The sequence below is a fragment of the Streptomyces olivochromogenes genome (assembly GCF_001514115.1).
GTDB lineage: Bacteria > Actinomycetota > Actinomycetes > Streptomycetales > Streptomycetaceae > Streptomyces > Streptomyces olivochromogenes.
The window spans coordinates 455,467-480,262 of record NZ_KQ948451.1 but is presented as its reverse complement, the minus strand read 5'-3'; the positions used below and the strand labels follow the sequence as shown (position 1 = coordinate 480,262).

Here is a 24,796-nt window from a genome sequence, read left to right as displayed (position 1 = left end):
GCGAAGGACGCGGCGCGAGAAGACGGGCGCTGGGCGGCGAAGCGGCGGGAGGCCGGTGCCTACGAGAGCGGGGTCAGGCGCCTGGGGGCCGCGGGCGGCGGTCGGTCAGCGACAGAGAGCGCTGGAGGTGCGCCGCAGATCCACGTAGCGGCACACCACGTTGGGGTGCGTCGTGAGCATGCTGCACATCCTGGGGGCAGCCGTCGGCGGCTGTCAATGGACACCAATTGGTGTCTCATTGGGCGGGACGGCCTGTGACCGCTGATCAGAGGCCTGTCGGGGCACGGTGGGAGCGCCGCGGTCCGTGGTGGGGAGTGCCGCGGTCGGGTACGGGAAGTGCCGCGGTCGGCAGTCGGGGGCGCAGTGGTCAGTGGTCGGGAGCGCCGCGGTGGGCGGCCGGGTGCACCGCGGCTTCCTCCGGATGCAGCCACACGGGGCCGTTGCCGGTCTCGACACGGACGGCGTCCGCCGGAGGCCACGGGCCGTGAGTCAGCAGTCTGCGCTCCGGGTCGGTCAGGCTCCGGTACCGCGCGAGCGCCTCCGCCGGGCTCAGGGTCACCGGGTCCTGCGGCAGCCCGGGACACAACTCGTCGACCGCCGAGGCGTACTCCTCGTACGACCGCCAGCCGGGCACGGCCCGGTACCCGGTGGCAGTGCGGATCAGCAGCGTCGGCAACGCGTACCGGTACTCCCCGTCGGCGGTCTCCTTGGCGGCGCCGGGATGGGGGGACCCGCCCTGTGCGGAACGCACTTCGCCCACCGGGCGACGCGCCTCGGCACGGTCGGCGCGCACCCGCTCCAGCACCGCGGCCGACGCCGCGTCGGCGGCCAGCCGTGCGGAGTCCAGGCCCGGTGTGCCCCGTACCGCCGACAGCGCCAGCGCGGGGGTGTCCGCCGGTTCCCCGAGGACGAAGACGCTCTCCCGCAGCCGCCGCAGCACCCGTTCGGCCACGTCGGCGCCCTGCAGTTCGGCGGCCTTGGCGACCAGCGAGGACGGCCACGAACTCGCTGCCACGCGGCTCAGCCGGAGCGCCCGCGGCGCCCGCGTGTGGGTGCTGATGTCCTCGACGTAGCGCGCGTACCAGGCGGTCTCCGCCGCGGGGTCGGGCGGCGGGTCGTCGTCGTGGTCGAAGAGGATGCTGTACGCGCGGCGCCAGCGGACCCGGCCGTCCAGCGCCGCACGCAGGCGCCGGAAGACGGGCTCCGACCCCCAGGCCCAGGGACACAGCGGGTCGGTGTACTCCACGACCTCCAGCGCCGGTCGGTCCGGTACGACCGTCACGTGGTTCCCTTCCCGTCCAGCCCCGCGCCCGCCTCGGCGGGCAGCAGTGCGGCCAGGGTCGTCCCGCCCAGGACCGCGGCGGCGTCCGCCTCGAGCCGGCGCCACACCCCCGGCAGACCGGAGGCGGGACCGGGGTAGTCGAGCCCGGCCAGTGACTCACCCCGCAAGGTGATCAACTCGCCGTCCACGGCGCGCGCGACATCCAGGAGCGTGATCTCGTCGGCCGGCCGGCCGAGCCAGTACCCGCCCTCGCAGCCGCGCTGACTGCGTACCAGACCGGCCTTGCGCAACTCGCCCACCACCGACTTCAGGAACCGGAAGGGGATCTGCTGGGAAGAGGCGACGGCCTCGCACGTGAGCGGCCGGGCAGGTTCACGGGCGAGCTCCAACAGGGCCCGCATGGCGTAGTCCGCCTTCGCGGAGATATGCATGCGCACATCATGCCCGACGAGGCGCCCGTCACGAGGGCTTCCATCGGTCCCCCGCCTACATTGCAGGAACGTTGCCGCAGGTGAAGCACAATGGACACCTCTTGACATCCTTTTCCGGGCGGCTCTAGCGTCCCCACCCATGAGCGAGCCGTTGACGACCCCCGGCGAAGGTTTCCACCCCCATCTCCACGACCCCGCCGGGCATCCGGTGGCGCCCTTGCACACCCGCCTGCACCACATCCGCGCCGACGCTCTCGACGGCGACACGGCTCAGACCGGAGGCATGCGCAGGTTCGCCGCCGTCAGCGGCAGGACGGTCGGCTCCGAGAAGCTGTGGATGGGCCAGACGCACGTCGCCCCCTCCACTTCCTCCTCCGACCACCATCACGGCGAGTCCGAGACCGCCATCTACATCGTGAGCGGACACCCCGAGTTCGTCTTCCTCGACGACTCGGGCGCGCAGCCGGAGGAGGTACGCCTGCGCACCGCTCCTGGGGACTACATCTTCGTCCCCCCGTTCGTGCCGCACCGCGAGGAGAACCCCGACCCCGCCGAAGAGGCCGTGGTCGTCATCGCCCGCAGCACCCAGGAGGCGATCGTGGTCAACCTCCCACGGCTGTACGCGCTGCGGCCCGGGGAATCCGAACCGTCCCAGGGCTGAGGGAGAACGCACAGGATCCGAAGGCGCATGCCGACGGCGGCCTCCGGGCTGCCCACCGGGGCGCTCCGAACGACGCCGCGTGCGTGCAACTATGATGCCTGGCCTCTGATCGACACCGAGGGGAGCACCCAGTGCAGGACGCGGCGGCGACCGAGGAGCTCGCGCTGCGCGCGGCCTCGGGTGATCCGGCAGCGCTCGACCTGCTGCTCCAGGGGATCCGGCCGGAGGTCGTGCGGCGCTGCGGGCGCTTCCTGCCGTGCCGCGAGGACGCCGAGGAGGCCGCGCAGGACGTCCTCCTCCAGGTGGCGCGGAAGATCACCTCGTTCGAGGGGCGCAGCCGGTTCAGCACCTGGCTCTACACGGTCGTCGCCAACTGCGCCCGTCAGAAGTACCGCGAGCTGAAGCGGCGGGCCGCCGAGCAGCCGGACGTCATCGACGCCTCGCAGCACGTCGACCCGCGCACCACGAGCGTGATCGCCGGGTCCCGCATCGACCTCCTGGAGGCGCTGGAGCGTCTGGAGCGCGAACACCCGCATCTGGTCGCGCCGTTGGTCTACCGGGACATCTGTCAGCTGGAGTACGCCGAGGTCGCCGAGCGCGTCGGCATTCCGCTCGGCACGCTCAAGTCCCGGCTGCACGAGGCACGCAGGCAGGTCAGGCCCTGGCTGGTCGACGCGTCCTGACGGACCGGCGGCCACCTGTCGCGCTCGGCTGCCGGGCGAGCCGCCAACTGGCCTAAATCCCCTGCCGGTTGTGGCGCAAGGTAAGAGGTTGATGATAAGTCGCGGCAGGGTCTCCCGGCGGCCTTGATCACGTCTGTACTGTCCACCGTTGTGTCGAACGGCAGTTGTTCAACGGCCGTTCTACGCGCGCAGATCGGCGCCCCGCACCGCCTCTTCCCCCGCCCCCACCCCTGGAGGAATGCCGGATGCTCACCCCCACAAGGCCCCGCCACAGACTCGCCGTCGCCCTCACCGCGCTCGGCGTGCTGCTCACGGGAGCCGCGCTCCAGACGACCACCGCCGCCCCCGCGCACGCGGCCACCACCCATCGCGTCCTGTTCGACAACGGCCACGCCGAGACGGCGGGCAACGCCGACTGGATCATCTCCTCCAGCCAGCCGAACCCGTTGAGCGAGGACTCCTCGCCGTCCTCCGAGACCGACTGGACCGGCGCGCTCTCCTCGTGGGGCGTGGCCCTGCAGAAGACCGGCGACTACAGCCTGGACACGCTGCCTTCGGGCTCCAAGCTGACGTACGGCGGTACCTCGGCCACCGACCTGTCGAACTTCGACACGCTGGTGCTGCCCGAGCCCAACACGCTCTTCACCACGGCCGAGAAGACCGCGATCATGACGTTCGTGAAGAACGGCGGCGGTCTGTTCATGATCTCCGACCACACCGGCGCCGACCGCAACAGCGACGGCTACGACGCGGTGAAGATCCTCAACGACCTGATGACCAACAACAGCGTCGACTCCACCGACCCGTTCGGCTTCTCCGTCGACTCGCTGAACATCAGCTCGGGCTACCCCGCGGCGATCAGCGACAGCACCAACGCCGTCCTGCACGGCTCGTTCGGCACCGTCACCAAGAGCCTCTTCGCCAACGGTACGACGGCCACGCTGAAGCCCGCCGACAACTCGGCGGTCAAGGGCCTGCTCTACCGCTCCGGTTACTCGGGCAACACCGGGGCCTTCTTCGCCACCAGTACCTTCGGCAGCGGGAAGGTCGCCTTCTGGGGCGACAGTTCGCCGATCGACGACGGCACCGGTCAGTCCGGCAACACGCTGTACGACGGCTGGAACGACACCGGCGCCACCAACGCCGCCCTCGCCCTGAACGCCACCGAGTGGCTTTCCTCGTAGGCGGGTCGAGCCTCGTGAACGAGGCGAACCTCGTGAACGAGCCGAGCAAGTGAGCCCGTGGCCCCCTGGTGTGCGCACACCAGGGGGCCACGGGCTCGGTCATGTCCGGTCAGCGCTGGGTGTAGATGAAGCCGATCTTGTCGACCTCGTCGCCCGTGCGGCCGTGGAACCCGGCGATCTGCCAGCCCGACGGCGCCGTGCGGGTCACGCAGTCCGAGGTCGTCGTACCGCCCGCCAGGCTGTTGCCGAGGTTGGTGGTGAACTTCGCGTAGAAGATCCGGGTGTTGCCGTCCTTCACGCCCTGGCACAGCTGCGCCGAGGTCACGTACTCGCCGCTGCCGAGCGTGAGCGACGAGGCGGTGCCGCCCGTGCCGCCATGGGTCAGCGTCGTGCCGTTGCTCAGCGTCAGGCCCATCTGGTCGACGCGTGAGCCGCTGCGCAGGGTGAGGGCGGTCGCCCTGGCCCCGGCCGGCACGCTGTCGATGTCGTCGAAGTAGTCCCCGTGCGGGCCGCCGAACTGGTCGCTCAGCTGGAAGGCGGCGTTGCGCGACCAGGTGAACTTGGCGGTGATCGGGTCGTGGTCGGAGAGCATCAGCCCGTCCGAGGTCAGGAAGCTAGCGTGCTCGTTGTTGTAGCTCGTGGCGTCGAGCGTGACCAGCTTGCTGCCGCGGTACAGGATCTTGTCCACGACCTCGCAGGTGTTGGGCACGGTGGCGCCGGTCTGGTCGCAGACCAGCGCGTCGCTGCCCTTGGCGGGCGGGGTGCCGCCCCGGATGAGCTTGACCCAGGCGTCGGTGAGGCCGTTGGCCGCGCCGAACTCGGCGATCGTGTCGCCGGCGCGCGTGTAGCGGGTGTTGGTGTCACCCATGACCACCACGGCGTTGCCCTTGGAGTGGGTCTGGATGAAGGCTGTGAGCTGGTTGAGGTTGTCCGCCCGCGAGGCCAGGTCGCCGTCGTTCGTACCCGCGTTGGTGTGCAGGTTGTAGAAGTCGACGTAGACGCCCTCGGCCAGCCGTTCCCGCATGAACGTGAAGCCCTTGGGAGTCAGGCAGTCGCCCGAGTCGATCTGGCAGGAGTTCCAGTGCACCCGCTCGAAGTCGTCGGTGTCGTAGGGGATCTTCGACAGGGTGTTGAGCCCGCTGCCGATCCCGGCGCCACCGCTGGTGGGTGTGCGGTAGGCGTGCGTGGTGTCGCCCGCGTAGAGATAGGAGTGGTAGTTGAAGTCCTCTTCCACGTGGACGATGTCGTAGGGGCCGAGCCGCTGGCCTATCGCCGTGGTGCTGGTGTCGCGCGGGGTCGAGGCGCTGGAGATGATCTCGGGGAGTCCGGCGACGTTGTAGCTGAGCACGTTGAAGGTGCCCGAGTCGGCGGCCGCCGCGGTGGGGGCGGTCGCCGTGAGTCCGCCGAGGGCCGCGGCTGCCGCGGCCAGGGTGGCGAGGACTCTTCGGAGAGGTGACATGGGGGTGTCTCCTGGGGACTGGGTGCTGAGGGATGACGGGGCGTCAGTAGCCGACCGAGAACGTGGCGTCGGCCTTTTCGGTGCTGGTGGAGATGGGATCGATGCGCAGGACGTAGTTTGCGTGGCGGATGTGACGGTCCGGATAGTTGAAGGAGCGGAACGATGACCAGGAGGTGTCGGCCAGGCCCGCTGTCCGGTAGAACGTGGCGTCCTGCGCGAACGTCGTCGTGCTGTCGTTGACGTCCAGTTGCAGCTGGTAGTTGTAGTGCCTCAGATAGCGCGTGGGATAGCTGACGGACTGGAAGGACACCCCGGAGCTGTCGGCGAGCCCCGGCACGAGCTTCCACTCCGCGTCGGTGTACGGGTCGAAGGGGTAGGCGTCGATCCGGCCGACGTAGTCGGCGTGGCGGACGTAACGGTCGGGGTAGTTGTAGGACTTGATGCGGTTCCAGCTCGGCTTGCCGTACGCCGCCACGAGGTTGTCGTACTCGGTGGTGGTGATCGGCTGGATGGTGCCGTGCTTGGAGTTGACCGGCTGGGTGTAGAGCCGCTGGTCGACCGCGGTCCAGGTGCCCGCGGCCAGGTCGCCGGTCTGCCAGGCGTAGAAGACACCGTTGGGGGTGTAGGTGTCTCCCCAGAGGTACCAGGTGCTCGACGTCTGGGACTTGACGAGGATCGGGGCCTCGGTGCCGCCGTGCGCGACGGGTGTGCTGAACACGGTGAAGCTGCCCGGGTCCAGGGAGGCCGACCTGGCGCCGACCAGCGTCTGGTCCTTCTTGAAGTAGAGGTAGTTGACCCCACCGACGCCCACGGCCAGGTCGCCGTCGATGATGTCGTAGCCGGGGTCGAAGAAGACCTGCGCCGTCGACGCGGTCACGAAGTCGGTGGTGTAGTTCACCATGATGACGTTGTGGCCCGTGGAGTTGACGGCCGAGTAGATGATCCCGTACTGGCCGCGTCCCGCGTCCCAGTACGCCTCCGGCGCCCAGCTGTGGGTGGCCATGTCGTGCAGCTTCAGCCGCCGGTAGCCGGTGAAGGAGCGCAGGTCGGCGGAGTCCCAGACATGGATGTACTGGCTCTGCAGGCTCCAGTCGGTGCCCTTGAGGTCGGTGGCGAGCACGACGAACGTGCCGTCCTGCTTGCGCAGGATGAACGGGTCGCGCAGGCCGCCGGTGCCCCCGGTCGGGGTCACGACCGGGTTGTTCTGGTTCAGCGGCATCCACTGGAGCGAGTCGGTGCTGACGGCGAGGTGGAGTCCGTAGTCGTCGCCGAGGCCGTTCGGGGACTCGGTGAAGTAGCCCATCACGTACGCGGATCCGGTCGCGGCGCGGGCGGACGGGGCGCCGATCGTGAAGGAGGCGGTGAGGGCGGCCATCGCCCCCAGCACGGTGCGGCGGGACGGCTGAAGGGGTCTGGGGCTCTCGCTCATGGGGTTCTTCTCCCTCTGTTCCTAGGCTGAGGCTGTGGATGCGGCTGTGGATGCGGTTGCGGCGTTCATGCCCAGGCCGTCACGGGTACGAAGGAGCTGTCCTGGCGGAAGAGGTCGGTGCCGTCCGACACGTCCACACGGAGCTGGTAGTCGTAGTGGCGCAGGTAGTAGCCCGGGTAGTTGTACGACTCGAAGCGGACGGCGCCGTCGGGGGTGCCGGTGCGGATGACGAACGTGGCGTCCTTGGCGAACGTCGACGTACCGTCGCTCGCGTCGAAGCGGGCCCGGAAGTCCCAGTGGCGCAGGTAGTCGCCGGCCGCGTCCCGGAAGGAGTAGGCGTTCGCGTCGGCGAGGCCCGGCACCACGGTGAAGGTGGACGCCTGCTTCTCGGCGGCGGTGCTGGAGCTGCTGACCACGGGCAGGTTGAGCAGCGCGGACTGCTCCTGCCAGTAGCGGGTGGAGTAGTTGCCCGACCGGAAGGAACGGGTGACGTTGGTGGCCAGGTTCACGCCGCCGGACACCGTCTCCTTGATCACGGTGAAGTGGCGGGCCGTTCCGGAGATGCCCGGCAGCTTCTTCGGGGCGGTCCAGGTGGCGAAGGTGTCGTAGCTGTCGCTGTAGTAGTAACTGCCGTCGCCGTAGCCGTCGAAGAAGATCCGCCAGGCGCCGTTGTCGAGCTGGATCACCGAGGGACCCTCACGCGTGCCGCCCCAGCCCGCCCAGTCGCCGGTCCGGGTGATGGTGTACGGCCCGGTCAGGCTGGAGGCGGTGGCGTACTCGATGTACTTCGTCGTCTCGTTCTTCGGGAACGCGTGGTAGGTGGAGCCGATCTTCACGATGAACGTGTCGATGTGGTTGGCGCCGATGCCGGACAGCGCCACGGGTGAACTCCACGCGGTGAGCGCGGAGTTGGCGGCCTTCATCACATACGGCGTGAAGATCCACTCGTCGTCGGTGGTCGAGCAGGACACGATGACGTTCACGCTGCCGTCGCTGTCGACGAACCACTCGGGCGCCCACGCGCGGGACAGATTGGTGATCGGGACCGTGTAGTCGTACAGGAAGGTCCAGTTGGCCCGGTCGGAGCTGCGGGCGAAGCCGATGGTGGTGCTGACGTCCTGCCAGGTGTGTGTGGTGTAGGCGATGTAGTAGTAGCCGTCGGTGTGCTTGAACACGCTGGCGTCGCGGATGCGGTTGCTGGGCGGGGTGTAGGCGGAGGACTTGACGAGCCGGAAGTCGGTCGCGTCGTCGGACTGGTACACGTTCACGGTGCCGTCGTCGCTGTTGAGGAACGGCACGATGGTGTAGCGGGTGGCCGAGCCGTGGGCGGGGGCCGCCGCGGCGGCCGAGCCGAGCAGGCCGGGCAGTTCGCCCAGCACGAGTGCGGTCGCGGGTATCGCGACCATCGCGCGCAGCAGACTGCGGCGGGACGGGTCGAGCGGCGTCGAGGACGCGTTCCGGTCGGGGGTGATCATGTTTTGCGGCTCTCCTTGTTTCTGTTGATCCGGGCGGGGGCGCGGCGGCTCCGCGTCCCCACCCGTCCTGCGCACATGTCGAGGTGGCGTCGCCTAGGCCTGGGCCAGGGCGGCGACTTCCTCGGCCGTGAGGGTCTTGCCGTACACACGGAAGTCGCAGTTGCGCTGCTGGTTGGCCCGGAAGGCGCTGTCCGGGAGGGTCACCGAGCCGAGGGGGAACGGCTGGACGGGAGCGTTGGCGTCGTGGGCGCCCGGGGCGCCCGAGGGGTTGGTCCCGGTCGAGGCCAGGGTCATGGCGGCCGTGGACGCGCCGGTGACGGCGAGGAAGTGACGTCTGCCGAGTGGGGGGTTCACAACGACCTCCGCATGCCGAAGAACCGGGCGGTGGTGTCCCTTCACCGCCCTGCTCTCGTTCGAAATACCGAATGTTGTGCGACATGCTGTGCAACATGCAGTGCGAGGCATCACGGTAAGGGCTTGCTGGGTGATGTGAATAGTGCTTGTGGTGAAGGAAGTTGATGCGGGAGGCCGACGGGTTCACAGGGGCGGGCGGCGACCGTGGAGCGCCGGGTGTCGGCGGCCCTGTTTAGGGTGGTCCGCGTGACGGAGAAGACCAGGGAGAAGACCAGCAGACCGCTCGCCGTGTTCGACCTCGACGGCACGCTCGCGGACAGCGCGCACCGGCAGCGGTTCCTGGAGCGCAAGCCGCGGGACTGGGACGCGTTCTTCGCTGCCGCGCCGCAGGATCCGCCGCTCGCGGAGGGAGTGGCCCTGGCGTTGCGCAGCACGCAGGAGTGCGAGGTGGTCTATCTGACCGGCCGTCCCGAGCGCTGCCGCCGCGACACCGTCGAATGGCTGGCCGCGCAGGGGTTGCCCGAGGGGCGCGTCTGGATGCGACGCAACGACGACCGCAGGCCCGCCCGCCGCACCAAACTGGACGTCCTGCGCCGGCTCGCGCGCGACCGCGAGATCCACGTCCTGGTCGACGACGACGAACTCGTCTGCGACGAGGCGGAACGGGCCGGTTTCAGGGTCGTCCGAGCCCGCTGGGCCACGGCGTCGGCGGCACTGAAGGACGCACAGGAGCGGGAGGGGCGGACCTAGGGGCCCGTCGGGGGAGTTGGGGGCGTGCTCGGAATCTGCCCCACGGTGGGCTGGGCGGGGCGGGTTCTTCTCCCCGGAGAGGAGGCGGAGCGGTTGACGCCGCTCGGCGATGCCTGAGGCTCCCGGTCCGGGGCCGCGCACGGCTTGGCCGACTACTCCGGCCGGGGCTTCGGCGTGCGGTGGCGCCGCCGCCGTGGGGCATCGCATGCCGGCCAGGTTCGGCCCGTCCGGTGACGCGGACCGGTCCGCCCGAGATACCGCTTCCCCCATGGGCCGCCCTGCCTGGGGCCCCGCTTTCGAGGGGCCCGGGGCGAGGTGGCCATGGGTCTCCCGGGTTTCAGAAGGCCCCGGGGCTCAGGCGCCGTCCTCCAAGCGGAAGCCGACCTTCAGGCCGACCTGGTAGTGCTCGACCTCCCCGTCCACGATCTGCCCCCTGACCTGGGTGATCTCGAACCAGTCCAGGTTGCGCAGGGTCTGCGAGGCCCGGGCGATCCCGTTGCGAATGGCCTTGTCGACGCCCTCGTGGGAGGTGCCGACGATCTCGGTGACCCGATACGTGTGGTCGGACATGCGGGTGCTCCTCTCCGCCGTGGCGGGTGTGCCACGCGTCACTCCACGGTGCCTCACGGCGCGGCGGTGCGCGAGATGTCGGGGCACCGTGGGTGACCTGGGGCCTGTCGACCTGATCCGAACGACAGGCCCTCACCCGGGTGGCCCACCGGCGAGGCCGGCCACCCGGGCGGGTGTCAGCGGACCACGCTCAGCGACAGGGCGAAACGGCCCTCCCGGTCCGTCCACCAGTGGGCCAGGTCGAGCCCGGCGGCGGCGAGTTCGCGACGTACCCCCTCCTCGCGGAACTTCGCCGAGATCTCGGTGCGCAGTTCCTCGCCGTCGGCGAATTCGACCGCGAGGTCGAGCGCGGGGATCTTCACCGTCTGCTCGGTCAGCGACCGCAGCCGCATCTCGATCCACTCGTGCTCGGCGTCCCAGAGGGCTACATGGGCGAACGCGTCGGGGTCGAAGTCGGCGCCGAGCTCGCGGTTGACGACGTGCAGCACGTTCTTGTTGAACTCCGCCGTCACCCCCGCCGCGTCGTCGTACGCGGCGACCAGTACCGACTCGTCCTTCACGAGGTCCGTACCGAGCAGCAGCGTGTCGCCGGGCGAGAGCAGCGCCCGTACGGACGCCAGGAACGTCTCCCGCTCGGCGGGCAGCAGATTGCCGATGGTGCCGCCGAGGAACGCCACCAACCGCGGCCCCGGCGTTCCCGGCAGCGCGAGGCCGCCCGTGAAGTCGGCGATCAACGCGTGCACGCCGAGCCCCGGATGCTCGGCGATCAGCGCCTGCCCGGCCTGGGTGAGGGCGCTCTCGCTGACGTCGACCGGCACGTACGTGTGCAGCCCCGGCAGCGCGTCGAGCAGATGGCGGGTCTTCTCGGACGAACCGGACCCCAGCTCGACGAGGGTGCGCGCACCGGTCGTCGCGGCGATCTCGGGGGCCCGGGCGATCAGGATCTCGCGCTCCGCCCGGGTGGGGTAGTACTCGGGCAGTTCGGTGATCTGGTCGAACAGCTCGCTGCCGTGGGCGTCGTAGAACCACTTCGGCGGCAGCGTCTTGGGGGTGTGGGTGAGGCCGTGCAGGACGTCGGCGCGCAGCGCGGCGTCCGTGGCGTCCTCGGGCAGGGTGCGGGTGAGAAGGAACGGGCTCACGTGCTGGGCTCCTTGGTGCGTGCGGATGCCAAGGGGTCGTGCGCGCCTTCCTGCGCGTGCGGGTCCTTGAGCGGGGTGAGCAGGACGTCGGTGCGGCTCGCCGCGAGCAGCGTGCGGTCCGGCACCTCCTGCCAGTGGGGGTCGTCGTCGTACGGCTCGGACGCCACGACGGTGCGGCGGCCGGGCTCGGAGAGGTACCAGAGGGTGTCGCCCCAGGCCGTCGCGGTGATCGTGTCGCCGCCGGTGAGCAGCAGGTTGAGCCGGGACCCGGGGGCCGCCTCGGCGACCTCCAGGACGGTGTCGGCCAGCGCCTGGCCCTCGTTGTCACCGGAGCGCAGCCGGTGCAGGAGCAGCGCCCAGACGAGCGCGGAGTCGCAGCGGGCCTCCAGGGACAGCAGTTCGGCCGGGGGCAGGCTCGTCACCAGCGGGGCGAGGGAGCCCGGCCAGCCCCGTACGGCGCCGTTGTGGCTGAACAGCCAGCGGTCCGCGGCGAACGGCGCCGCCGCGGCCTCCCCGTCGGCTCCCGCCACCGTGGCGTCCCGTACGGCGCCGAGCAGCGCCGTGCTCCTGACGACCCGGGCCAGGTCCGCGAACGACTGGTCGCCCCAGATCGGCCCGGGGCGCCGGTACCGCGCGGGCACCGGATCCCCTTCGGCGTACCAACCCACTCCGAAACCATCGGCGTTGACGGTCCCGTGCCGCTGCCGACGCGGCGCCCACGACTGCCGGAACAGACTGTGCGGCGGTTCCACGAGGAGTCGGCCGAGCGGCTCCGGCGGTCCCAGGTAGGCCAGGTGACGGCACATCAGGCGACCCCGTCGCGGGCCGTGCGGAACCCGGAGAAGATCTGCCGCCGGATCGGATAGTCCCAGTTGCGGAACGTCCCCCGGCAGGCCACCTGGTCCACGGCGAACGAACCACCGCGCAACACCTTGTACTCCGGGCCGAAGAACACCTCCGAGTACTCCTTGTACGGGAACGCCGCGAACCCGGGATAGGGGTGCAGGTCGCTCGACGTCCACTCCCACACGTCACCGATCAACTGCCGTACGCCGAGCGGTGACGCCCCCGCCGGATAGCTGCCCGCCGGGGCCGGGCGCAGATGGCGCTGGCCGAGGTTGGCGTGCTCGGCGGTGGGGTCGGCGTCGCCCCACGGATAGCGCGTGGAGCGGTCGGCCTCCGGGTCGTGGCGGGCCGCCTTCTCCCACTCGGCCTCGGTGGGCAGCCGGCGCCCCGCCCAGCGGGCGTACGCGTCGGCCTCGTACCAGCTGACGTGCAGCACGGGTTCGTCGGGCGGTACGACCTCGGTGACGCCGAAGTGACGGCGCAGCCACTGTCCGCCCTCGCGGCGCCAGAACAGCGGCGCCTCGATGCCGTGCGAGCGGATGTGGGACCAGCCCTCCGGGCTCCACCAGCGTTCGGTGTCGTAGCCGCCGTCCTCGATGAAGGCCTGGTAGGCGGCGTTCGTCACCGGAGTGGTGTCGATGAAGTAGGGCGGTACCTCGCGTCGGTGGGCGGGGCGCTCGTTGTCCAGGGCCCACGGCTCGGTGGACGTGCCCATCGTGAACGGGCCGCCGGGGACCAGGACTTCGGCGGGTCCCGTGAACGGCGGCGCGGGAGCGGGGTCCGGCGCGGTGAGAGCGGCGGGCCCCTTGCGGAGCTGATGGGTGATCAGCATGGTCTCGTCGTGCTGCTGTTCATGCTGAGCGATCATCCCGAACGCGAAGCCGGCCTCGGTGAGCGGCGTGCCCCGGAACGCGGTGCTCTCCAGGACGTCCAGCGCCCGTCCGCGTACCTCGGCGGCGTACTGACGGGCCTCGGCGGGCGGCAGCAGCGGCAGCGAGGGCCGCTCGGCGCGCGGATGCTCGAACGCGTCGTACAGCCCGTCTATCTCGGGCCGCATCGCGTCCCGCCCGGCGACCGCGCGCAGCAGCCACAGCTCCTCCTGGTTGCCGATGTGCGCCAGGTCCCAGACCAGCGGAGACATCAACGGCGAGTGTTGCGCGGTCAGTTCGGGCTCCTCCACGCAGGAGGTCAGGAGCGCGGTGCGGTCGCGGGCCGTGGTCAGCGCGTCGAGCGCGCGCTTGCGGAGCGACTCCGGATCCGTGGGTGATGCGGGGGCGGTCATGTGCGGATGTCCTTCCCGTCGAGCCGACCGTGGGACCGGCCGTGGTGACCCTCGGCCTGATCACGGCCGTGATCGCCCTCGGCCTGATCATGGGTCTGATCATGGAATCGGCTGTGGAAGCGGTTCAGCAGATCGTCGGCGGGGCAGCGGCCCCGGGCCACATAGCGGTCCGTGAACTCCGCGACGGCCTCCTGCACCTCGGTGGTGGCGCCCAGGCGCGGCAACGCCTCGGCGGCGGCCGCGAAACAGATGACGGCGGCCTCACGCAACTCGGGGTCGGTCAGGCCGTACCGCGCGGCGTCGTTCCACAGCGGGTTGCACGGAGCGGGCCGTGCCTCGGCGCGCTCCGCGAGCGGTTTGACGGTCCGGTAGGCGACCTCCGCGGCCTCCGGGTCGTCGAACAGCGCCGCCGTCACCGCCAGCGGCACGATCCACCCGTCGTCGCCGGGCTGCGCGTCGATCATGCGCAGTTCCAGATGCCCGCGCGGGCGGACCGGCGGGAACAGGGTCGTCAGGTGGTAGTCGAGATCCGCCCGGTCGGGGGGTGTCTCGGTCCTGGTCCACTCCCGGAAGGTCAGGCCCTCCGGTACCTCCCAGGGGCCGTCCGGCGCCCGGACGCACATCACCGGCGCGTCCAGGACGTGCCGGGCCCAGGCGGCGCGCGGATCGCCGCCCAGCGGGGGCGCGGCGGACCGTCCCGGGTCCATGGCCGCCCACAGGGACTGCCGTGTGGAGCGCCAGCCCGTGTGCCGGCCGCCGGCCAGCGGCGAGTGCGCGAACGCGGCCACCAGGACGGCGCCCAGCTGGTGCGCCAGCCACCAGCGGCGCCCGTGCCCCAGGGGGCCGGGCTCCTCGTATCCGGCGTCCAGACACACCTGGACGGAGGCGGAGGAGCACATCATGGCCCGCCCCTCCGGGCCCGCCCGGTCGAGGTACTGCTCCATGGCGTCGTAGCGCGGCTCATGGAGAAAGCGGCTCGGGGGGTTCCAGGGATCGTGGCCGTACCCGCTGAGGCCGAGATCCGCCTCGCGCAGTACCGCGCGTACCGCGTCGAGGTCGGCCGAGACGGACCCGATGCACTCCATCAGGGAGGCGGCGGGAAGGGAGCTCAGCTCCAGCTGTCCGCCGGGTTCGACGGTGAGCGCCGAACGCAGGGGCAGGGTCCGCAGTGCGGCGTACGCCGCTTGGAGTCGTTCTGGTGATGCCGGGAGCTGCGGCCGGCGCAGCTCGTGGACGAGCCATTCCACTTCGACACCGAGGGTACGAGGCGGTCCGGTCTTGAAGCAGATGCCTCGGACCAGCGCCTCCACCTCGGCCTCGGTGACGGCGGAGCGGCGCTCCGTACAGTCACTCACCGAATCGGACATGTCGGGATCCTCCTGAGATTCCACCATGCCGCCGGCCCGTCGTCTGTGGTGCCGGGCCGACATCGCTCGTCCCACCCAAGACCCTCCTGGCTGTTCGCACAAGGGTGCAAATCGTCGCTCGCGGGTTCCGGAGGCGCTGTTTGCCGGGCCGCGAGACGCTGTTTACGAGGCTGGGAAATTCCGTTGCGCCGTAGGACCAGCATCGCTCACGATGCGTTCATGGGCACGACGGGGGAATCGGCGGGGGAATCCGCCGGGGAAATGCCGGGGGGGGAGCGACGGGGGAGATCGCGAGGGGCGTCCTCGTGGCGCGTACGGGGGTCGCGCCATGAGTGCGCGCCTGCGCGCGCTCGCGCAGCAGACGCAGGAGATCGTCGCGGCGGGCGGGTACCGCGCGTCGGACGGACGCGCGGTGTCGATCGCCGCGGCCGTCGAGGGCGCGCGGGCGGGAACGCGCATGTACGGCCCTGGACCGGTCGGGGCACCGGCCGGCCGGCCCGCGAGCGCACCGCGCGAGAGCACGCTGTTCGAGGTGACGGGCGAGAGCAGTCTGGAGGCCGCCCGACGGCTCGTGCACAAGGACGGAGGGCGCCCGGCCGGCCCGGTCGCCGTCCTGAACTTCTCCTCGGCGCGCAACCCGGGCGGCGGCTTCCTGAACGGCGCGCAGGCCCAGGAGGAGGCCCTGTGCCGGGCCTCCGCGCTGTACACGTGTCTGCTGCGGGCCCGGGAGTTCTACGACCACCACCGCGCCCACCGGGATCCGTTCTACACGGACCGTGTCATCCACTCACCCGCCGTGCCCATCTTCCGCGACGACCGCGGGGGTCTGCTCGACGAGCCGTACACGGCCGGATTCCTGACCGCCGCGGCCCCCAACGCCGGAGTCGTCCTGCGTACGGCCCCGGAGCGCGCGCCCGAGCTCGGACCCGCCCTGGCCGTACGCGCCGAGCGCGTCCTGGAGACCGCCGCGGCCCACGGCTACCGCCGGCTGGTGCTGGGCGCGTGGGGCTGCGGCGTGTTCCGCAACGATCCGGCGCAGGTGGCGGGCGCGTTCCACGGCTTGCTGGTCGAAGGCCGCTTCGAGGGTGCTTTCGACCATGTCGTGTTCGGCGTCCTGGACCGCACGAGGGATCGGACGACGCGAGGCTCCTTCGAGCAGGCGTTCGCCCACGTATGAGCCCTCAACGCCAGCCGTACCGCTCCTGCAAGCGGCGCACGACCGAATTGAACCGCATCCGATCCAGCGCACAGGCCTCCCGCCGCATCCCGTCCTCGTGCAGCCGCAGCACCCGGTCCACATCCACCCAGGAGTCCCGCCCCGACCGGTCCCACGGCCCGCTCCCGATCGGCACCCACTCCCGCTCCCCGTCGTGCCGCTTGCTCGACAGCTGGACGGCGAGCAGCGTGCCGGCGTCCTCGCGCGCGACGACGAGCACCGGACGGTCCTTGCCCCGCCCGTCGTTCTCCTCGAACGGCACCCACGTCCAGACGATCTCGCCGGGATCGGGGTCGCCGTCGTGTGCGGGCGCGTACTCCGTCCGCACCCGGCCCACCTCGCGGGGTTCGGCCTCGGTGGTCGCGGAAGGGCCGTAACGGCCGGGGACGTCTTCGGTGGTGTCATCGGTAAAGGCAGTCACGCGGCTCACGTTAGAGCCTGCCCTGTCCAACCCGCCGAGCGGGTGGCCGAGATGGCCGACTACCAGGTCCGGGCCGCGTGTTGGAGGCGGTCACGGACCCGTACGACGTCCGGGCTGGCGTCGGCGCCGGGGCGCTGGACGAGGAAGGGGGTGTTGAGCGGCGGCTCGACGGCCTGGTCGGCGCCGCGGCCGAGTAGGCCGAGCAGTCGGGGCGGAGGGTCGAACCGCTCACGCGGAGCGGGCGACGAGGGACTGGAACACCCTCGTCGCCCCGCCGGGATCAGTCCCCGGCGTTCTCCTTCGGCGTCACTGCTTGCCGTCCCCCTCCACCGGCACCTTCTCCGTGCGCGGCGGCACGACCCCGTTGAGCCCGGCGGCGCCGTTGCTCCCCGTACCGTTGCCGGCCGCCCCGTCCTGGTTCATCGACGAGAGCAGCTGACGGGCGAGTCCGAGGCCCGTGCCGCCCATGGTGAGCGCCTTGGCGAACATGTCCGACATACCGTCGGCGCCGTTGAGCAGCACCATGTGGTCGACGTTCCCGAACGCGCTGGCGCCCGCCTGGACGATCTCCGGCCAGTTCTCGGCGAGCTGCTGGGCGACCACCGCCTCCTGGTTCTCGGCGAGCGCCGCGGCCCTCGCCTTGATGGTCTCCGCCTCCGCGAGACCCTGCGCCCGGGTCGCCTCGGCCGCCGCGAGACCCTTGGCCTGAGCCGCCGCCGCCTCGGCCTCACCCGTGGCCCTGGTCGCCGTCGCGGCGGCCGCACCCCGGGCCTTCGTCGCCTCGGCCTCCGCGTTTGCGGCCGTCTTGACCCGGTTCGCCTCCGCCGCGGCCGCGAGCTCGGTCTCCTTGGCCTTGGCCTCGGCCGCCGAGATACGCGCGTCACGCTCGGCCTCGGCGCGGGCCCGCGTCTCGTACGCCTGGGCGTCCGCCGGCTTGCGGACGTCCGCCTGGAGCTGCTGCTCACGACGGAGGGCGTCGAGCTCGGCGATCCGGGTCTCCTGCACGACGACGTCCTGCCGGGCCGCGGCGTCCGCGAGCGGTCCGGCCTGCCGTGCCTTCGCCGCCGCCTTGTCGCGCTCGGCCTGGTAGCCGGCCTGGAGGATCTCGCTGTCCCGGGTCGCCTCCGACATCCGGGCCGCTGCCTTCTGTTCGGCTTCGGTGGCGAGACGATTCGCCTCCGCCTGCGCGATGCGCGCGTCCCGCTGTACGGCGGCGGCGTGCGGCATCGCGAGGTTCTTGATGTACCCGGTCGGGTCCTCGATCTCGTGGATCTGCAGCGAGTCGACGATCAGACCGAGCTTCTCCATCTCCGTACCGCACGCGGCCCGGGTCTGGCCGGTCAGCTTCTCCCGGTCGCGGATCATGTCCTCGACGGTCAACCCGCCGACGATGGACCGCAGATGACCGGCGAACACGTTGTGCACCCGCTCCGACATCATCTTCTGCTGGTCGAGGAAGCGACGCCCCGCGTTGGCGATCGACACGAAGTCGTCGCCCACCTTGAAGATGACCACGCCCCGCACCTTCAGCGGAATGCCCTGGGTGGTCACGCAGTCCACGTGCAGCTCGGTCTCGTTGAGGTCGAGCGAGATCTTCCGTACCGCCTGAACACCCGGCAGCACCAGCGTGCCGCGCCCCGTCACGATGCGGAATCCCATGCCCTCTTCAAGGCCTTCGGTCCGATGCTTCGAACCGGAGATGATCAGTGCTTCGTTGGGCTCCGCGACACGCCACATGAGCTTGAAGACCACAACGATGAAGATCAGTGCGAGGACAACCGCCCCCGCCACGACGCCGACAACCATCGGCATACGCCCCCTTTGGATGGTGCCCTATCGGCACCGAACGAAGGGAGTGTGCTCCTGTGCAAGACCGGGGTACAGACGCTGACGGATCCTTGTTGCAATCTTGACGCATACCGCTCTCACCTGGGGCGGAGCGTGCACAGACGAGCCGTCAACTGTCGTACGCGGCCGACACGTACACCGTGCGCGGCGGCAGGTACTCGACCACCATCACCACCGTGCCGCGCTCGATCCGCTCCTGCGCCGCGGCCGGGTACGCGAGGAAATGCTCTGCGCCGCCGCGGACCCGGACGATCACCTCACCGACGAGCCCGGGTCCGACCGTGCCGGTCACCCGCCCCATCAACCCGACCATCGACGCATCGTCCATGGGCCCAGCGTACGGCCCAAATACCCTGGTCAGTGCCTTCGCGGCGAACTCACTCACGGCACGCGCCCGGAACTCGCCCACCGGCACGTGCGGTGAACTCGCCTACACCGCGGGGGAGTCCGCGGGCGCCCCGTGCGGCGGCCAGTGCTCGTGCCAGCGCTGGTCGGCCTCCAACTGGGCGGCCAGGGAGACGAGCAGCGGTTCGCTGTGCGCCGGACCGAGGAGCTGTGCGCCGACCGGCAGGCCGCCGTCGACGAAACCCGCGGGGACGTTCACACCCGGCCAGCCCAGGATGTTCCACGGCCAGGCGTAGGGGCAGGCGGCGATCATGGCCCGGTCGGTGCCGAGGCCGCTCAGGTCCGCCATCGAGCCGATGCGCGGCGGGGGAGCGGCCGTCGTCGGCGCGAGCAGGACGTCGTACGTGTCGAAGAGCGCGCCGATCCGCCGGTGCAGGGTCGCCTCGGCGCGCCGGGCCATGCGCAGGGGCGCGCCGCCGAGCAGTCGGCCGAGCCGGGCCGCTCCCAGGGTCCGCCGGTCGAGGAGGTGCGGGTGCGGCAGGTCGCGCACCCGTTCGGCGATACCGGCCGTCGCGCGCGGAATGAAGGTGAGCCCGATCTGCCCGTACCGCGGCTCGGCCTCCTCCACCGTGTGGCCGAGCGCCGCGAGCCGCTCCGCGAGCGCGACCACCCGCGCCCGTACGACGGGGTCCAGGCGCGCGGGCAGCGCCGTGAACGGCGGTTTCAGTGACAGCGCGATCCGCAGCCGGCCCGGCTCGCGGCCCGCCGCGTCGGACACCCGCAGCGCGGGCGGACGGTGCAGATCGCCGTCGTGGTTGCCGCTCGCCGCGTCCAGGAGCAGGGCCGCGTCCGCGACCGTACGGGCGAGGGTGCCGTTGACCGTGATGCCCTGGAAGGACTCCGCACGCGGCCAGGTCGAGATCCGGCCACGCTGCGGCTTGATGCCGATGAGGTGGGTCCAGGAGGCCGGGATGCGGACCGAGCCCGCGCCGTCCGAGCCCAGTGCCGCCGGGACAAGGCCCGCCGCGACCGCCGCCGCCGAGCCACCGGACGAGCCGCCCGGGGTGTGCTCGGCGTGCCAGGGGTTGCGGGTGGCACCGAAGGCGGGCCCCTCGGTGAACGGCCACTGGCCGAGCTCGCAGGTGTTGGTCTTGCCGATGACGATCGCGCCGGCGGCGCGCAGCCGCCGTACCGCCTCGCCGTCCTCGGCCTCGGGCGGGAAGACACCCCGGCAGCCGAACGCGGTCGGCTCGCCCGCCACGTCCATGTCGTCCTTCACCGCCACCGGCACCCCGAGCAGCGGCCTGCGCACTCCGGCGGCGAGCTCCCTGTCCGCCGCGTCGGCCTCGGCGAGCGCCGCTTCGGCGCGCACCACCCGGAAGGCGTTCAGGGAGTGCTGCGTCGCCTCGATGCGGGTCAGCGCCCGCTCGACCAGCTCGCGTGCGCTCACCTCTCCGTGGGCGAGGGCGCGCGCACACTCCGCCAGACCTGCGGCACGGTCGTGAGTCATACGTGACCACCTCCGGAGCACGTCGTCTACCGCACGGTAACCGCACCACGGGCCATCCCGCACGAGATGCGGAAGTTCCCTCGCGGAAGCGGGTGTTCCGGCACGACGGGCCCACGAGGTTCCCCCGGCGCGAAGGGACGCCCGGGGTTTCTGCAAGGATGCGGGACGTCATGGTGCAGATACCGAAGCAGCCCGTCCCGCCGACGCCCGCACAACGACCCGTGCCGACGAGTGCCGATGTGGCACGCCTGGCGGGCGTCTCCCGGGCCACCGTCTCGTACGTACTGAACAACACCAGCGCCGTCCGGATCAGCGAGCCCACCCGCCGCCGCGTCCACGAGGCGGCCAAGGAACTCGGGTACGTTCCGCACGCCGCCGCCCGTTCCCTGCGCGCCGGACACAGCCGTATGGTCCTGATGCCCACACCGAGCGTGCCCGTGGGACCGCTCTACAGCCAGTTCCTCAACGAACTTCAGTGGGCGCTGGGCCGTCTGGATTACACGGTCGTGCAGTACGGCAGTGTCGGCCTGCACGGAGACGAGGCCGCCCGCGCCTGGGCGGAGCTGCGGCCGGTCGCCGTGCTGGTGCCCGGCAGCGACCTCGGCCCGCAGGGCGTGGCCGTCCTCAAGCGCTCCGGCGCCCGGGCCGTCGTCACGCTCGGCCCCGAGCGCGTCGAGGGCGCGCACGCGCTGCTCATGGACCACGACAAGGTCGGCCACAGCGCGGGCGTCCACCTGCTGGCCCGCGGCCGCCGCCGGATCGGCGTCGTGGTGCCCGAGGAACCCGGCCTGGAGATCTTCTCCAAGTCCCGGCTCGACGGCGTACACCGGTCCCTGGCCGGGACCGACGCCACGGCGACCGCGCTGTCGCTCGCGTACGAGGAGGGGGCCGCCGCCCGGCTGGCGGCGCGCTGGCGCTCGCTCGGCCTGGACGCCGTGTTCGCCTACAACGACGAGTACGCCATGCTGCTGATGCGCGCGCTCCAGGAGGAGGGCGTCGGCATCCCGGACGAGACGGCCGTCATCGGCGCCGACGACCTCATGCTCGGGCGGCTGCTGCGGCCCCGCCTCAGCACCGTCCACATCGAACTGCCGTCCGGGCGCGACCTCGCGGAACTGGTCGACCGGGTGGTGCGTGAACCGGGCGGGGCGCCCGAGAGCCACGAGGTACTGGGCGCGCGGGTGGTGCACCGCGACTCGACCTGAGAGAGGCTGTAGCTGGTCCCCGGCCGCACCCGACCCGTTCGGACCGGATGCGACCCGTTCGGACCGGATGCGGCCAGATCAGGTACGGGAGGCGCGCCATGCGGACCACGGTCGGCATCATCGGCGGCGGCCCCGCCGGGCTCCTGCTGGCCCGGCTGCTGCACCTCGAGGGCATCGACTGCGCCGTCCTGGAGAGCAGGTCGCGCGCCCACGTCGAGCACCGCCAGCGCGCCGGAATGCTGGAGCAGGGCACGGTCGACGCCCTGCGCGCGTGCGGAGCCGCCGACCGGCTGGACGCCGAGGGCCTGATCCACCACGGCATCGAGCTGCGCTTCGACCGCGAGCGCCACCACATCGACTTTCCGGCCCTCACCGGTGGCCGTACCGTCACGATCTATGCCCAGACGGAGATCGTGAGAGACCTGATCGCCCTCCAACTCGCCGCCGGACCACCGCTGTTGTTCGAGGCCGAGGCCCTCGCGGTCGAGCGCCCGGAGAGCGACGCGCCGGTCGTACGCTTTGTGCGCGAGGGCCGTGAACAGGCCCTGAGCTGTGCCTACGTGGTGGGCTGCGACGGCTACCACGGCATCTCCCGGAACGCCTTTCCCGCCGGCCGGAGCCGCACGTACGCGCACGACTACCCGTACTCCTGGCTCGGGATCCTCGCCGATGTGCCGCCCTCCGGCGAGGAGTTGATCTACGCGCGCGGTGCCGGCGGCTTCGCTCTGCACAGCATGCGCTCGCCGACCGTGTCCCGGCTGTACTTACAGGTCCCGAACGGTACCGACGTCGCCGACTGGCCCGACGAGCGCATCTGGGACGAACTCGCCGCGCGCTTCGCGGTCGACGGCGACTGGCGCCTGGAACGCGGCCCCATCACCGCCAAGTCGGTCACTCCGATGCGGAGTTACGTCCACGAGCCGATGAGTCACGGCCGGCTCTTCCTCGCGGGGGACGCCGCGCACATCGTGCCGCCGACCGGGGCCAAGGGGCTCAACCTCGCCGTCTCCGACGTACGGGTGCTGGCCCGCGGACTCATCGAGTCGCATCGCACGGGATCGACCCAACTGCTCGACCGTTACTCGAACTTGTGTCTTGCGCGGGTATGGCAGGCCACCCGCTTCTCGTACGACATGACTAGGATGTTGCACGCTCAACCAAATGGGGATGTCTTCGACCACCGGATCCAGCTCGCCCGGCTGCGCCGGATCACGGCATCCCGCCACGCGGCCGCCGAACTGGCCGCGAACTACACGGGACTGCCGCTGGGACCGTGAGTCCCGGCGGTGAACAGTGAACGATCGGAGAGCCGACATGCCGCTGCTCGACCCCAAGACCTGGCAGTCCCGCACCCTGGCGGGCGGTGAGTACGCCGTCACCGAGCCCGCCACCGGCGAGACGCTGGCCACGGTCACGCTCGCCGCCGCCGAGGACGTCGCCACGGCCGCACGGGACGCCCGTGACGCCCAGGCGGAGTGGGCGAAGGCACCGCACTTCGTGCGCGCCGCCGTGCTGCGCAGGGCCGGCGACCTGTTCGCCACGCACGCCGACGAACTGCGTGAATGGATCGTGCGCGAGTCCGGCTCGATCCCGGGCAAGGCCGACTTCGAACTGCACGTCGCGGCCCAGGAGTGCTACGAGGCCGCCGCCCTCGCTTCCCGCCCCAGCGGCCAGATCCTCCCCTCCGAGGCGCCGCGCCTGTCCTACACCCGACGCGTCCCGGTCGGTGTGGTGGGCGTGATCTCCCCCTTCAACGCCCCGCTGATCCTCTCGATCCGCTCGGTGGCCCCGGCGCTCGCGCTCGGCAACGCCGTCGTCCTGAAGCCGGACCCGCGCACCGCCGTCTGCGGCGGTCTCGCGCTCGCCGCCGTCTTCGCCGAGGCGGGGCTCCCGGAGGGCCTGCTGCACGTTGTGCCCGGCGGTCCGGAGGCGGGCCAGGCGCTGGTCGCCGACCCGAACGTACCGGTGATCTCCTTCACCGGCTCGACCGCCGCCGGACGCGCGGTGGGCGAGGCGGCGGGCCGCCTCCTCAAGCGCGCCCACCTGGAGTTGGGCGGCAACTCGGCGCTGATCGTCCTGGAGGACGCCGACATCGACGCGGTGATCTCCACGGCCGCGTGGGGCTCGTTCTTCCACCAGGGCCAGATCTGCATGACGACGGGCCGCCACCTCGTCCACGCCTCCCTCTACGAGGAGTACGTCGAGCGGCTCGCCGCCAAGGCCGACTCGCTCGCCGTCGGCGACCCGCACCGTGCGCAGGTGCACCTCGGGCCCATCATCGACAGTGCCCAACTCGCCAAGATCCAGGGGCTGGTGGAGTCCAGCACGGCGCGCGGCGCGAAGCTCGCGGCCGGCGGCACGCACGAGAGGCTCTTCTACCGTCCGACGGTCCTCGCGGGAGTCGACGACGCGACGCCCGCGTACGCCGAGGAGGTCTTCGGCCCGGTGGCGCCCGTACGGTCGTTCGCGGACGCCGACGAGGCCGCGGCCCTCGCCGCCGCCGGACCCTACGGCCTCTCACTGGGCATCGTCACCCGGGACACCGCGCGCGGCCTGGACCTGGCCGAGCGCATTCCGACCGGGATCGTCCACATCAACGACCAGACCGTCAACGACGAGGCCGTGGCCCCCTTCGGCGGGATCGCCGCCTCCGGCACCGGCGCCCGCTTCGGCGGTGAGGCCAACCTGGAGGCCTTCACCGACGTGCGCTGGACGACGGTGCGCGGAGATGTGGCGCCGTACCCGTTCTGACGGAAAGGTTGTGCGGCGCCAACTCGCCCTGCGGCCGGTGGACCTACTCGCCCTGCAGCCCGGTCGACCTGTCGGCCCTGCGGCCCGGTGGAGCTACTCGCCCTGCGGAGCCTGCTTGGCCTGCTGCTCCGCGATGGACTTGCGGACCTCGTCCATGTCCAGCTTCCGGGCCTGTCCGATGACGTCCGTCAGGGCGGCCTCGGGCAGTGCCCCGGGCTGGGCGAAGATCGCGACCTGGTCGCGGACGATCATCAGCGTCGGGATCGACTGGATGTCGAAGGCGGCGGCCAGCTCGGGCTGCGCCTCCGTGTCGACCTTCGCGAACACCAGGTCCGGGTTGGCCTCCGCGGCCTTCTCGTAGACCGGGGCGAACTGACGGCACGGCCCGCACCAGGAGGCCCAGAAGTCGATCAGGACGAACTCGTTGTCCGTGACCGTCTGGTCGAAGTTCTCCTTGGTCAGCTCCATCGTGCTGCTCATGGCGTGACTACCTCTTCCTGATGTCGGGCCTCGGGCCTCGGGGCGAAGCCGGTGTGCACAACGCCACCCCGGGGCGGCGTATTCCGCGCGCGTACCCGTGTGGCCTCC

Annotated in this window: 24 protein-coding genes; 8 read left to right on the top strand and 16 right to left on the bottom strand. The window is 71.3% G+C overall.

Annotated elements, in window-relative coordinates; translation table 11 throughout:
- Window positions 1–367 precede the first annotated feature (367 nt).
- Window positions 368–1,282 carry a DsbA family oxidoreductase gene (locus tag AQJ27_RS02230; protein WP_067360749.1) on the bottom strand — a complete coding sequence of 305 codons (915 nt, stop codon included), beginning with the start codon at window positions 1,280–1,282 and terminating at the stop codon, window positions 368–370.
- Window positions 1,279–1,713 (bottom strand): RrF2 family transcriptional regulator, encoded by a 435-nt coding sequence (locus tag AQJ27_RS02225; RefSeq protein WP_067360746.1) that lies wholly within the window; start codon window positions 1,711–1,713, stop codon window positions 1,279–1,281. The genes AQJ27_RS02230 and AQJ27_RS02225 overlap by 4 nt, the downstream gene beginning before the upstream one ends.
- Window positions 1,714–1,852: 139 nt before the next feature.
- Between AQJ27_RS02225 and AQJ27_RS02220 the strand changes: the two genes are divergently transcribed.
- The 3 genes from AQJ27_RS02220 to AQJ27_RS02210 all read left to right on the top strand — a co-directional run bounded on the left by AQJ27_RS02220 (window position 1,853) and on the right by AQJ27_RS02210 (window position 4,241).
- Window positions 1,853–2,374, top strand: coding sequence for a cupin domain-containing protein (locus AQJ27_RS02220; RefSeq protein WP_067360744.1), 522 nt, complete (start codon window positions 1,853–1,855; stop codon window positions 2,372–2,374).
- Between the two features lie 131 nt (window positions 2,375–2,505).
- Window positions 2,506–3,057: an RNA polymerase sigma factor gene (locus tag AQJ27_RS02215; protein WP_054231249.1), complete on the top strand. Its 552-nt coding sequence runs from the start codon at window positions 2,506–2,508 to the stop codon at window positions 3,055–3,057.
- A 245-nt stretch (window positions 3,058–3,302) separates the two neighbouring features.
- Window positions 3,303–4,241: a hydrolase gene (locus tag AQJ27_RS02210; protein WP_067360741.1), complete on the top strand. Its 939-nt coding sequence runs from the start codon at window positions 3,303–3,305 to the stop codon at window positions 4,239–4,241.
- Between the two features lie 109 nt (window positions 4,242–4,350).
- On the opposite strand, the gene AQJ27_RS02205 is transcribed toward AQJ27_RS02210, so the two are convergent.
- The 4 genes from AQJ27_RS02205 to AQJ27_RS02190 form a co-directional block, all read right to left on the bottom strand.
- Window positions 4,351–5,700: a jacalin-like lectin gene (locus AQJ27_RS02205; protein ID WP_067360738.1), complete on the bottom strand. Its 1,350-nt coding sequence runs from the start codon at window positions 5,698–5,700 to the stop codon at window positions 4,351–4,353.
- A 43-nt stretch (window positions 5,701–5,743) separates the two neighbouring features.
- A complete protein-coding gene (locus AQJ27_RS02200) occupies window positions 5,744–7,129 on the bottom strand; it encodes a glycoside hydrolase family 43 protein (RefSeq protein WP_067360735.1) in 1,386 nt (461 codons plus the stop codon).
- Window positions 7,130–7,194: 65 nt separating this feature from the next.
- Window positions 7,195–8,604, bottom strand: a complete 1,410-nt coding sequence (locus AQJ27_RS02195; RefSeq protein WP_067360732.1) for a glycoside hydrolase family 43 protein — start codon at window positions 8,602–8,604, stop codon at window positions 7,195–7,197.
- Between the two features lie 93 nt (window positions 8,605–8,697).
- Window positions 8,698–8,958, bottom strand: coding sequence for a hypothetical protein (locus AQJ27_RS02190; RefSeq protein WP_067360729.1), 261 nt, complete (start codon window positions 8,956–8,958; stop codon window positions 8,698–8,700).
- A gap of 246 nt (window positions 8,959–9,204) precedes the next feature.
- Between AQJ27_RS02190 and AQJ27_RS02185 the strand changes: the two genes are divergently transcribed.
- A complete protein-coding gene (locus AQJ27_RS02185; RefSeq protein WP_067362645.1) occupies window positions 9,205–9,708 on the top strand; it encodes a phosphatase domain-containing protein in 504 nt (167 codons plus the stop codon).
- Window positions 9,709–10,062: 354 nt separating this feature from the next.
- On the opposite strand, the gene AQJ27_RS02180 is transcribed toward AQJ27_RS02185, so the two are convergent.
- The 5 genes from AQJ27_RS02180 to egtA all read right to left on the bottom strand — a co-directional run bounded on the left by AQJ27_RS02180 (window position 10,063) and on the right by egtA (window position 14,912).
- Window positions 10,063–10,278 (bottom strand): dodecin, encoded by a 216-nt coding sequence (locus AQJ27_RS02180; RefSeq protein WP_067360726.1) that lies wholly within the window; start codon window positions 10,276–10,278, stop codon window positions 10,063–10,065.
- 176 nt (window positions 10,279–10,454) lie between these two features.
- Complete coding sequence (gene egtD, locus AQJ27_RS02175) at window positions 10,455–11,417, bottom strand: L-histidine N(alpha)-methyltransferase (RefSeq protein ID WP_067360723.1); 963 nt, start codon at window positions 11,415–11,417, stop codon at window positions 10,455–10,457.
- Window positions 11,414–12,223 carry an ergothioneine biosynthesis protein EgtC gene (egtC, locus tag AQJ27_RS02170; RefSeq protein ID WP_067360720.1) on the bottom strand — a complete coding sequence of 270 codons (810 nt, stop codon included), beginning with the start codon at window positions 12,221–12,223 and terminating at the stop codon, window positions 11,414–11,416. Before egtC ends, egtD begins: the two co-directional genes overlap by 4 nt.
- Window positions 12,223–13,545 carry an ergothioneine biosynthesis protein EgtB gene (gene egtB, locus AQJ27_RS02165; protein WP_067360717.1) on the bottom strand — a complete coding sequence of 441 codons (1,323 nt, stop codon included), beginning with the start codon at window positions 13,543–13,545 and terminating at the stop codon, window positions 12,223–12,225. Before egtB ends, egtC begins: the two co-directional genes overlap by 1 nt.
- Window positions 13,542–14,912: an ergothioneine biosynthesis glutamate--cysteine ligase EgtA gene (gene egtA / locus AQJ27_RS02160; RefSeq protein WP_079064735.1), complete on the bottom strand. Its 1,371-nt coding sequence runs from the start codon at window positions 14,910–14,912 to the stop codon at window positions 13,542–13,544. Before egtA ends, egtB begins: the two co-directional genes overlap by 4 nt.
- Window positions 14,913–15,240: 328 nt before the next feature.
- Here egtA and AQJ27_RS02155 point away from each other — a divergent pair, with 328 nt between their 5' ends.
- Window positions 15,241–16,089 (top strand): TIGR02452 family protein, encoded by an 849-nt coding sequence (locus tag AQJ27_RS02155; protein WP_067360714.1) that lies wholly within the window; start codon window positions 15,241–15,243, stop codon window positions 16,087–16,089.
- Window positions 16,090–16,093: 4 nt separating this feature from the next.
- Here AQJ27_RS02155 and AQJ27_RS02150 read toward each other — a convergent pair whose 3' ends face one another.
- The 4 genes from AQJ27_RS02150 to AQJ27_RS02135 all read right to left on the bottom strand — a co-directional run bounded on the left by AQJ27_RS02150 (window position 16,094) and on the right by AQJ27_RS02135 (window position 20,252).
- Window positions 16,094–16,549, bottom strand: a complete 456-nt coding sequence (locus tag AQJ27_RS02150) for a type II toxin-antitoxin system PemK/MazF family toxin (protein ID WP_067360711.1) — start codon at window positions 16,547–16,549, stop codon at window positions 16,094–16,096.
- 306 nt (window positions 16,550–16,855) lie between these two features.
- Complete coding sequence (locus AQJ27_RS02145) at window positions 16,856–18,361, bottom strand: flotillin family protein (protein ID WP_067360708.1); 1,506 nt, start codon at window positions 18,359–18,361, stop codon at window positions 16,856–16,858.
- A gap of 145 nt (window positions 18,362–18,506) precedes the next feature.
- The gene (locus tag AQJ27_RS02140) at window positions 18,507–18,725 is read right to left on the bottom strand and encodes a hypothetical protein (protein ID WP_067362642.1); all 219 of its coding nucleotides are present in this window, start codon (window positions 18,723–18,725) and stop codon (window positions 18,507–18,509) included.
- Window positions 18,726–18,827: 102 nt separating this feature from the next.
- Window positions 18,828–20,252 (bottom strand): amidase, encoded by a 1,425-nt coding sequence (locus AQJ27_RS02135; RefSeq protein ID WP_067360705.1) that lies wholly within the window; start codon window positions 20,250–20,252, stop codon window positions 18,828–18,830.
- 170 nt (window positions 20,253–20,422) lie between these two features.
- Here AQJ27_RS02135 and AQJ27_RS02130 point away from each other — a divergent pair, with 170 nt between their 5' ends.
- The 3 genes from AQJ27_RS02130 (at window position 20,423) to AQJ27_RS02120 (ending at window position 24,208) form a co-directional block, all read left to right on the top strand.
- Window positions 20,423–21,457 carry a LacI family DNA-binding transcriptional regulator gene (locus AQJ27_RS02130; RefSeq protein WP_067360702.1) on the top strand — a complete coding sequence of 345 codons (1,035 nt, stop codon included), beginning with the start codon at window positions 20,423–20,425 and terminating at the stop codon, window positions 21,455–21,457.
- A gap of 98 nt (window positions 21,458–21,555) precedes the next feature.
- The gene (locus AQJ27_RS02125; protein ID WP_067360699.1) at window positions 21,556–22,734 is read left to right on the top strand and encodes a 4-hydroxybenzoate 3-monooxygenase; all 1,179 of its coding nucleotides are present in this window, start codon (window positions 21,556–21,558) and stop codon (window positions 22,732–22,734) included.
- Window positions 22,735–22,771: 37 nt separating this feature from the next.
- A complete protein-coding gene (locus AQJ27_RS02120) occupies window positions 22,772–24,208 on the top strand; it encodes an aldehyde dehydrogenase family protein (protein WP_067360696.1) in 1,437 nt (478 codons plus the stop codon).
- A 93-nt stretch (window positions 24,209–24,301) separates the two neighbouring features.
- Here the strand turns inward: AQJ27_RS02120 and trxA are convergent, their stop codons facing one another.
- Window positions 24,302–24,688, bottom strand: a complete 387-nt coding sequence (gene trxA / locus AQJ27_RS02115) for a thioredoxin (RefSeq protein WP_054231635.1) — start codon at window positions 24,686–24,688, stop codon at window positions 24,302–24,304.
- Window positions 24,689–24,796 lie beyond the last annotated feature (108 nt).

Coding starts and splice junctions, on each gene's coding strand:
- AQJ27_RS02225 (WP_067360746.1), bottom strand. CDS start 1,713: ATGCATATCTCCGCGAAGGCGGACTACGCCATGCGGGCCCTGTTGGAG.
- AQJ27_RS02220 (WP_067360744.1), top strand. CDS start 1,853: ATGAGCGAGCCGTTGACGACCCCCGGCGAAGGTTTCCACCCCCATCTC.
- AQJ27_RS02210 (WP_067360741.1), top strand. CDS start 3,303: ATGCTCACCCCCACAAGGCCCCGCCACAGACTCGCCGTCGCCCTCACC.
- AQJ27_RS02205 (WP_067360738.1), bottom strand. CDS start 5,700: ATGTCACCTCTCCGAAGAGTCCTCGCCACCCTGGCCGCGGCAGCCGCG.
- AQJ27_RS02200 (WP_067360735.1), bottom strand. CDS start 7,129: ATGAGCGAGAGCCCCAGACCCCTTCAGCCGTCCCGCCGCACCGTGCTG.
- AQJ27_RS02195 (WP_067360732.1), bottom strand. CDS start 8,604: ATGATCACCCCCGACCGGAACGCGTCCTCGACGCCGCTCGACCCGTCC.
- AQJ27_RS02180 (WP_067360726.1), bottom strand. CDS start 10,278: ATGTCCGACCACACGTATCGGGTCACCGAGATCGTCGGCACCTCCCAC.
- egtC (WP_067360720.1), bottom strand. CDS start 12,223: ATGTGCCGTCACCTGGCCTACCTGGGACCGCCGGAGCCGCTCGGCCGA.
- egtB (WP_067360717.1), bottom strand. CDS start 13,545: ATGACCGCCCCCGCATCACCCACGGATCCGGAGTCGCTCCGCAAGCGC.
- egtA (WP_079064735.1), bottom strand. CDS start 14,912: ATGTCCGATTCGGTGAGTGACTGTACGGAGCGCCGCTCCGCCGTCACC.
- AQJ27_RS02155 (WP_067360714.1), top strand. CDS start 15,241: ATGAGTGCGCGCCTGCGCGCGCTCGCGCAGCAGACGCAGGAGATCGTC.
- AQJ27_RS02145 (WP_067360708.1), bottom strand. CDS start 18,361: ATGCCGATGGTTGTCGGCGTCGTGGCGGGGGCGGTTGTCCTCGCACTG.
- AQJ27_RS02140 (WP_067362642.1), bottom strand. CDS start 18,725: ATGGACGATGCGTCGATGGTCGGGTTGATGGGGCGGGTGACCGGCACG.
- AQJ27_RS02135 (WP_067360705.1), bottom strand. CDS start 20,252: ATGACTCACGACCGTGCCGCAGGTCTGGCGGAGTGTGCGCGCGCCCTC.
- AQJ27_RS02130 (WP_067360702.1), top strand. CDS start 20,423: ATGGTGCAGATACCGAAGCAGCCCGTCCCGCCGACGCCCGCACAACGA.
- AQJ27_RS02125 (WP_067360699.1), top strand. CDS start 21,556: ATGCGGACCACGGTCGGCATCATCGGCGGCGGCCCCGCCGGGCTCCTG.
- AQJ27_RS02120 (WP_067360696.1), top strand. CDS start 22,772: ATGCCGCTGCTCGACCCCAAGACCTGGCAGTCCCGCACCCTGGCGGGC.
- trxA (WP_054231635.1), bottom strand. CDS start 24,688: ATGAGCAGCACGATGGAGCTGACCAAGGAGAACTTCGACCAGACGGTC.